The sequence below is a fragment of the Halogeometricum sp. CBA1124 genome, from assembly GCF_009741955.1.
Taxonomy (GTDB): Archaea; Halobacteriota; Halobacteria; order Halobacteriales; family Haloferacaceae; genus Halogeometricum; species Halogeometricum rufum.
The window spans coordinates 1-5,948 of sequence record NZ_WPCD01000218.1; the positions used below are offsets into that span (position 1 = coordinate 1).

The 5,948-nt window shown below is 68.5% G+C and carries 5 protein-coding genes; 2 read left to right on the plus strand and 3 right to left on the minus strand.

Translation table 11 applies throughout. The features are described from left to right. Nucleotides 1-376: 376 nt before the first annotated feature. From GJ632_RS18565 to GJ632_RS18575, 3 genes are all read right to left on the minus strand, one after another. Nucleotides 377-1,093, minus strand: a complete 717-nt coding sequence (locus GJ632_RS18565) for an MBL fold metallo-hydrolase (RefSeq protein ID WP_191453715.1) — start codon at nt 1,091-1,093, stop codon at nt 377-379. Between the two features lie 108 nt (nt 1,094-1,201). Next, the gene (locus GJ632_RS18570; protein WP_191453716.1) at nt 1,202-2,617 is read right to left on the minus strand and encodes an alkaline phosphatase family protein; all 1,416 of its coding nucleotides are present in this window, start codon (nt 2,615-2,617) and stop codon (nt 1,202-1,204) included. After that, a complete protein-coding gene (locus GJ632_RS18575) occupies nt 2,614-3,933 on the minus strand; it encodes an inositol-3-phosphate synthase (protein ID WP_191453717.1) in 1,320 nt (439 codons plus the stop codon). Before GJ632_RS18575 ends, GJ632_RS18570 begins: the two co-directional genes overlap by 4 nt. Before the next feature lie 189 nt (nt 3,934-4,122). Between GJ632_RS18575 and GJ632_RS18580 the strand changes: the two genes are divergently transcribed. Together GJ632_RS18580 and GJ632_RS18585 are read left to right on the plus strand one after the other, a co-directional pair. Then, nucleotides 4,123-4,977: a TatD family hydrolase gene (locus tag GJ632_RS18580; RefSeq protein ID WP_089810514.1), complete on the plus strand. Its 855-nt coding sequence runs from the start codon at nt 4,123-4,125 to the stop codon at nt 4,975-4,977. 3 nt (nt 4,978-4,980) lie between these two features. After that, entirely contained in the window at nt 4,981-5,817 is an 837-nt protein-coding gene (locus tag GJ632_RS18585) for a sugar phosphate isomerase/epimerase (RefSeq protein WP_191453718.1), read from the plus strand. Nucleotides 5,818-5,948: the final 131 nt, after the last annotated feature.

Genomic DNA, 5,948 nt, shown 5'->3' on the forward strand with positions numbered 1-5,948 from the left:
CCGTCGAGTTCGTCGAGGGCCGTCGCGGCCGACCCGGCGAGTTCCCGCGTCGTCGTCTCGGCGTCGAGACGCTTCGGTCGGCCGACCGTCCACACGGTGAACTCGTCGGTGAGTCCGGCGTAGGTCACCCGGGCGAGGTACTCCGCCGTCGCCCGGTTCGGCCGGCCGGCGAACGGCGTCGCTCAGTCCGGGGAGGACGACGAGCGTTCGCGGGCCGTCGCCGGCGCGGTAGTACGGGATGCGTCGTTCGAGGTGGCCGTGGTCGACGGTCGGGGTGAGCGGCGTCATCGTCTCCTACCCGAGGGGCGGACGGGGCAAAACGGTTGCCGCGGATTCGGCGGCCACACCTCGGGACGCTCTCCGCGGGACCCGCACTTCAGACCGCGTGGTCCGTCGGGTCTTCGAGGACGACGGGGACGCCGCGGGCGGCCACGTCGGCCGCGAACGCCTCGGGGTCGGTCGAGAGGAGGTCGATGGTGTCGTAGTGAATCGGCAGGACGAGTCCGGGGTTCAGGGCCTCGGCCAGGTCGGCGGCCTCGTGGCGGTCCATCACGACGCTGCCGCCGATGTTGGCGAGGAAGAGGTCGACCGACAACCGCTCGAAGCCGTCGAGAGCGTCGCTGTCGCCGGACCAGAACACCGTGGTGCCGTCCACCGACAGGAGGAACCCACAGCCGAACCCGGGCGGGTGGACGAGGCTCCCGTCGTCTCTGGTGTGCGGACCGTCGGCCTCGTTGTACGCGGCGACCGTCCACAGGTCCACGGGGCCGACCGTCAGGTGTTCCTCCTCGCCGACGCGGACCACCTCGTACGGGAGGTCCGCGACCGGTTCGACGTCGCGGTCGATGTTGTCCGCGTCCACCGCCTCGAAGACGACGACGGTGGCGTCCTCCTTTGCCACCGAGCGTATCGCGTCGCTGTCGTAGTGGTGGTCGTGGGTGACGCAGATCAGGTCGCCGTCGCGGGCGTAGTAGTCGTCCAGCACGCCGTAGCGGCCGGGGTCGAGGTAGACGACGTACCCCGACTCCGACTCGATTCTGGCCGTGGCGTAGCCGAGCCACGAGACGTCGAGGTTCCGGAAGGAGACGGTCATACGATACCGTAGCGCGCCCGGGGAATAACGAGTTTCGGCTTCGAGGCGGCCGCGATGCGTTCGGGCCCTACGGGGAGTCGACTCGCCCGGCCTCGCGTCCCCGACCGGTCAGTCGTCGGCCGGTCCGAGCGCGTTCGACGCCGCGAGGATGGACGCGCCCTCGAACTCCATCGCCACGTCGTCGCGGACGCCGAGGAGGTCGAGCACCGTCGGCGCGACCTGACGCATGTCGATGTCGCCGTCCAGCGAGAGCGACGGCGCGGCGGGGCCGCCGACGCCGAAGAACGGCGTCGTCTCGGAGTCGACGCGCCCGTGGGACCCCCGGACCTTCGAGGGGTCCGTCGAGACGAAGCCGTCCTCGCCGAGGAACAGTTCGCAGGGGTCGTAGCCGGGTTTCTCGTGGATGTCGACGCTGTCGGCGTACGGCGGCATCGCTTCGTCCTCGCCCTCGTCCCACCAGTAGTAGGTGAACCACGCGTCAGCGTCGGCGACGAGGACGAGGTCCCCCGCGTTCGCGTGGTCGATGTCGTAGGCGGTCTGGTCGTCGCCGTCGAGGACCCGTTCGATGCCCGGGAGCGGTTCGAGGGCCTCGCGCGCCCGTTCGACGGCGTCTTGGTCGCAGTAGACGTGCGCGACCTGGTGGTCCGCGACGGCGAACGCCTCGGAGGCCGCGAGGTCCGGAATCAGCCCGCCTTCCGCCGCCTCCTGCGTCGCCATCAGGCCCGCCTCGCGGAGCGCTCGGTTCGGGAAGACGGGCGTCGACACCTCGTGGAAGCCGTACTCGCTGACGACGACGACGGCCGTCTCCTCCCAGCGGTCGGTCCCGCGGAGGAAGTCGAGGTAGTCGCCGACGAGTTCGTCCACCTCCGCGAGGGCCTCGGCGAACGCCTCCGAGTTCGGCCCGTGACTCTGCCCCGCGTAGTCGAGGTGGGGGACGTACGCCCACAGCATGTCGGGGTCGTAGCGGTCCGTCGCCTCGCGCGCCGCCGAGAGAATCCACTTCGTGCTCTCCGCGTTGGCGGCCGGCCCCCAGTAGTTGTGAAGCGGGAAGTGGCCGTACTCCTCGCGGAGTTCGTCGTAGAACTCGTCGGGGTTCGTCCAGCAGTTCATCTCGATGAGGTCGTTGTTCTCGTCCTCGATGGGTTTCGGCGTCACCGCCACGTCGGCGTCGGTGCCGTACAGGTGCTGGAAGAACAGCGCGCCGGTCGTGAGTCCGCTGTCGCCCTGCATCTCCCAGACGCGCCGTCGGTCGCCGCTGTCGCGACCCCAGAGTTCGACCGCGTCGCGCTCTCGGTCGTACTCGGCGTTCGACACGTCGCCGTGGGTCGACGGCGAGAGACCGGTCGCGAGCGTCGTCTGCGAGGGTATCGTCACGCACGGGAACGGGGGGACGACGCCCGTCGTCGCGCCGTCGCCGAACAGGCCGGCGAGGTTCGGCGTCGTCTCGCCGTCGACGTGTTCGGGTTGCAGGCCGACCACGTCGAGGACGACGACCCGTTCTGCGGGGCGGTCGGTCCCGGTCATCGTTCGCCCCCCGCGTCGCCGCGGGCCGTGTCGTCGGGAGCGTCGTCGTCTCCGTCCGTCGTGTTGTCGTCACCGCCGGCGCCGTCCGTCCGCACGGGCGTCGCCGGGTCGGGGTTCGCGCCGTCGGCGTGGTCGTTCACGTAGGCCTCCAGCATGGCGAACTGCCGGGAGAGGTCGTGTTCGTCCACGTCCATCGGCTCTTTGAAGAACGAGGCGAGGTGGGTCTGGACGCCGCCCTCGCCGCGTTCGTCGGCGTGGGCGACGAGGCGAACGAGGTCCAACACGAGGGGGGCGGCCAGCGATGAGTCCGCGCCCTGCCACGTGAACTGCAGGCTCATCTCCGTCCCCATGAACCCGCGGAAGTGGACGTGGTCCCACGCCGTCTTCCAGTCGTCGAGGGAGGGAGTGTAGTCGATGCGAACCCGGTTGTGCATCTCCGACCCGAGGATGTTCGAGAGGACGCCGCCCTTGCTCTGGAGTTTCCCGGCCTTGTTCTCGTCGTCCTCCAGCACCTTGCCGTCGCCGTTGCCGAGGATGTTGAAGCCGTCCCACGACATCACGTCGAGGTTGCGGCCGGCGAACATCGGCCCGAGAGCGGTCTTCAGGAGCGTCTCGCCCGTCTTGGCGTCGCGGCCGACGTGCGGGACGTTCTCGCGTTCGGCCAACTCGCGCAGGCCGCCGAGTTCGCTCCCGGTGGAGGGCGTGAAGTTGACGTAGGGGTGACCCGCCGAGAGGGCGGCGTACGCGTACAGCGAACTCGCCGGCAGGTCCGCGTCGTCCGACTCGACGGCTTCCTCGAAGGCGGCCAGCGTGTCGTACCGCTCGGGTTCGCTCACGGGCGGTTCCGAGGAGGCGAGGTTGACGACGACCAGACGGTCCACGCCCGTCTCGGCGACGAAGTCGGCGTAGTCCGCGCGAATCTGCTCGACCACCTCCCCGACGGTGTGGTCGCGGTCCAGCGTGTCGCCGTCGGCCAAGGAGACGGCGCTCCCGCAGTTCTGGGCGGTGCCCGTCTCGATGCGGTCGTCTATCTCCCGCAGGTCGTCGGCGACGGCTTCGAGCGTCCGCCTGTCGACGATGTCCGAGTCGGCGAGTTCGGTCGCGGTGTGAAGGAGGGGTCTATCGGCGATGTCGTGGCCGCCGAAGACGAACCCCTCGACCGGTGGGAGTTCGAGTGAGGTACAGGGCTCCCGGGCGGTGACCATCCCGGTTCGGTCCGTCGTGTCTCGGGCGATGCCGCGCGCCCCGGCGATGGCCGTGGTGGCGACGTTGCCGCGGGCGCCGACGAACCAGACACCCGTTCGCGTTCGCGTCATGTACTGGACGGCGGACGGAACGCGGTTAGTTATGCGTCTGCTTCACGCGGGAGGCCGCCGAAATCGGTCGAATACCCTCGTTCGAACGGCTCGTTAACCGACTGCTACCGGGGGCGTATCACGAGCTTTCTCGGAGCCTAAACCTGTAGGATGCCGGTAACAAAGCCCGACTGATCCGGAGTGTGGTCCATGCGCCTCATCGACTCACACGCGCACATGACCTCGCGGACCACGGATGACTACCGTGAGATGCGACGGTCCGGCATCGAGTGCGTCATCGAACCCTCGTTCTGGTCGGGGTCGGACAAACTGTATCCCGAATCGTTCTTCGACTACTTCGAGCACATCATCGACTTCGAGACCGAACGCGCCGACCGGGTGGCGGGGATGGATCACTACGTCACCGTCTCCATCAACCCCAAGGAGGCCGTCGACCGCGAGATGTCCGAGGCGGTCATCGACCGCCTGCCGGAGTACCTCGAACGCGACCGGGTCGTCGGCGTCGGCGAGATCGGCTTCAACCTCCAGACCGACGAGGAGGAGTGGGCCTTCCGCGAGCAACTCAGACTCGCCGAGGAACACGAACAGCCGGTCATCATCCACCTCCCGCACACGGAGAAGCCGAAAGGTGCCGAACGCACGGTGGACATCATCGAGGAGATGGGCGTCACGCAGGAGCGCATCATCATCGACCACAACGAACCGGACACGATGGAGACGACGGCGGCGACGGACTGCTGGCTCGGGTTCACGCTCTACCCCGGCAAGATATCCATCGAGGAGGTCATGCCCCTGCTCGAGGAGTACGGCACCGACCGACGCATCATCAACTCCTCGGCGGACTGGGACGACTCGGACCCACTCGCCGTCCCGAAGGCCCGCGACGCGATGATAGACGCCGGCTGGGACCGCGAGGAGGTGCGCAAACTGCTGTTCGAGAACCCCTTGGAGTTCTTCTCGCAGTCGCCGCACTTCGACTACGCGGACGCCGTCGCGGCGGAGTCGGCGGACGAGAACCCCCCGCAGGGCGCAGAGGCCGAGTGACCCATGTCGCTCCAGTTCGGCTTCTCGATGAACGCGTTCCGGGAGTACTCCACCGTCGGGGCCATCGAGGCCGTCGCGGACGCGGGCTACGACGGCATCGAACTCCTGTTCGACCAGCCGTTCCTCTACCCGCCCGAGGCGACGGGCGAGGAGTACGACGAGGTGCGAACCGCCCTCGACGCCAACGACCTCGAGATCAGCAACTGTAACGCGTTCATGCTGACGGCCATCGAGGACTTCCACCACCCCTCGTTCGTCGAGGCAGACGAGGACTACCGCCGCCGCCGCGTCGACTACACGCTGGACTCGCTGGACGCCGCGGCCGAACTCGGCTGCGACAAGATATCCATCGAACCCGGCGGCCCGATTCCCGAGGGGAAGTCCCGCGAGTGGGCGACGGACACGTTCGTCGAGGGACTGAACGAACTCGCCGCGAAGGCCGAGGACGTGGGCGTGGACGTGATGGTCGAACCCGAACCCGACCTCCTGATAGAGACGTCCGACCAGTTCCTCGACCTGATGGACCGCGTGGACTCCGACCGAATCACCTGTAACTTCGACGCGGGGCACCTGTTCTGCGTGGGCGAGGACCCCGCGGAACTGGTCGAGACGCTCGCGCCGTACACGCGGCACTACCACCTCGAAGACATCCCCGCCGACCGCACGCACGAACACACCCAACTCGGCGACGGCGCGATGGACATCGACGGCTTCCTGCAGGCCGTCGAGGACTCGGGCTACGACGGCTACGTGACGGTCGAACTCTACCCGTACCAGGAGACGGCCGCCGAGACGGCGCAGGGGGCGATGGACTACCTCCGCGACCACGGGTGGGCCTGACGGATGGCGACGGGCGTCGGAGACGCACTCGGAGTCGAGTCGGTCCGGCGAGTCGCGAGCGACTACGCGACCTGATTCGACTCCCGAACGTCTTCACCGCCCCGCCGGACGTCCTCGCGGGCGTCGCCCTC

Bases quoted from the DNA above. Each gene is read 5' to 3' on its own strand.
- GJ632_RS18570 (WP_191453716.1), bottom strand. From the start codon at position 2,617: ATGACCGGGACCGACCGCCCCGCAGAACGGGTCGTCGTCCTCGACGTG.
- GJ632_RS18585 (WP_191453718.1), top strand. From the start codon at position 4,981: ATGTCGCTCCAGTTCGGCTTCTCGATGAACGCGTTCCGGGAGTACTCC.
- GJ632_RS18575 (WP_191453717.1), bottom strand. From the start codon at position 3,933: ATGACGCGAACGCGAACGGGTGTCTGGTTCGTCGGCGCCCGCGGCAAC.
- GJ632_RS18580 (WP_089810514.1), top strand. From the start codon at position 4,123: ATGCGCCTCATCGACTCACACGCGCACATGACCTCGCGGACCACGGAT.
- GJ632_RS18565 (WP_191453715.1), bottom strand. From the start codon at position 1,093: ATGACCGTCTCCTTCCGGAACCTCGACGTCTCGTGGCTCGGCTACGCC.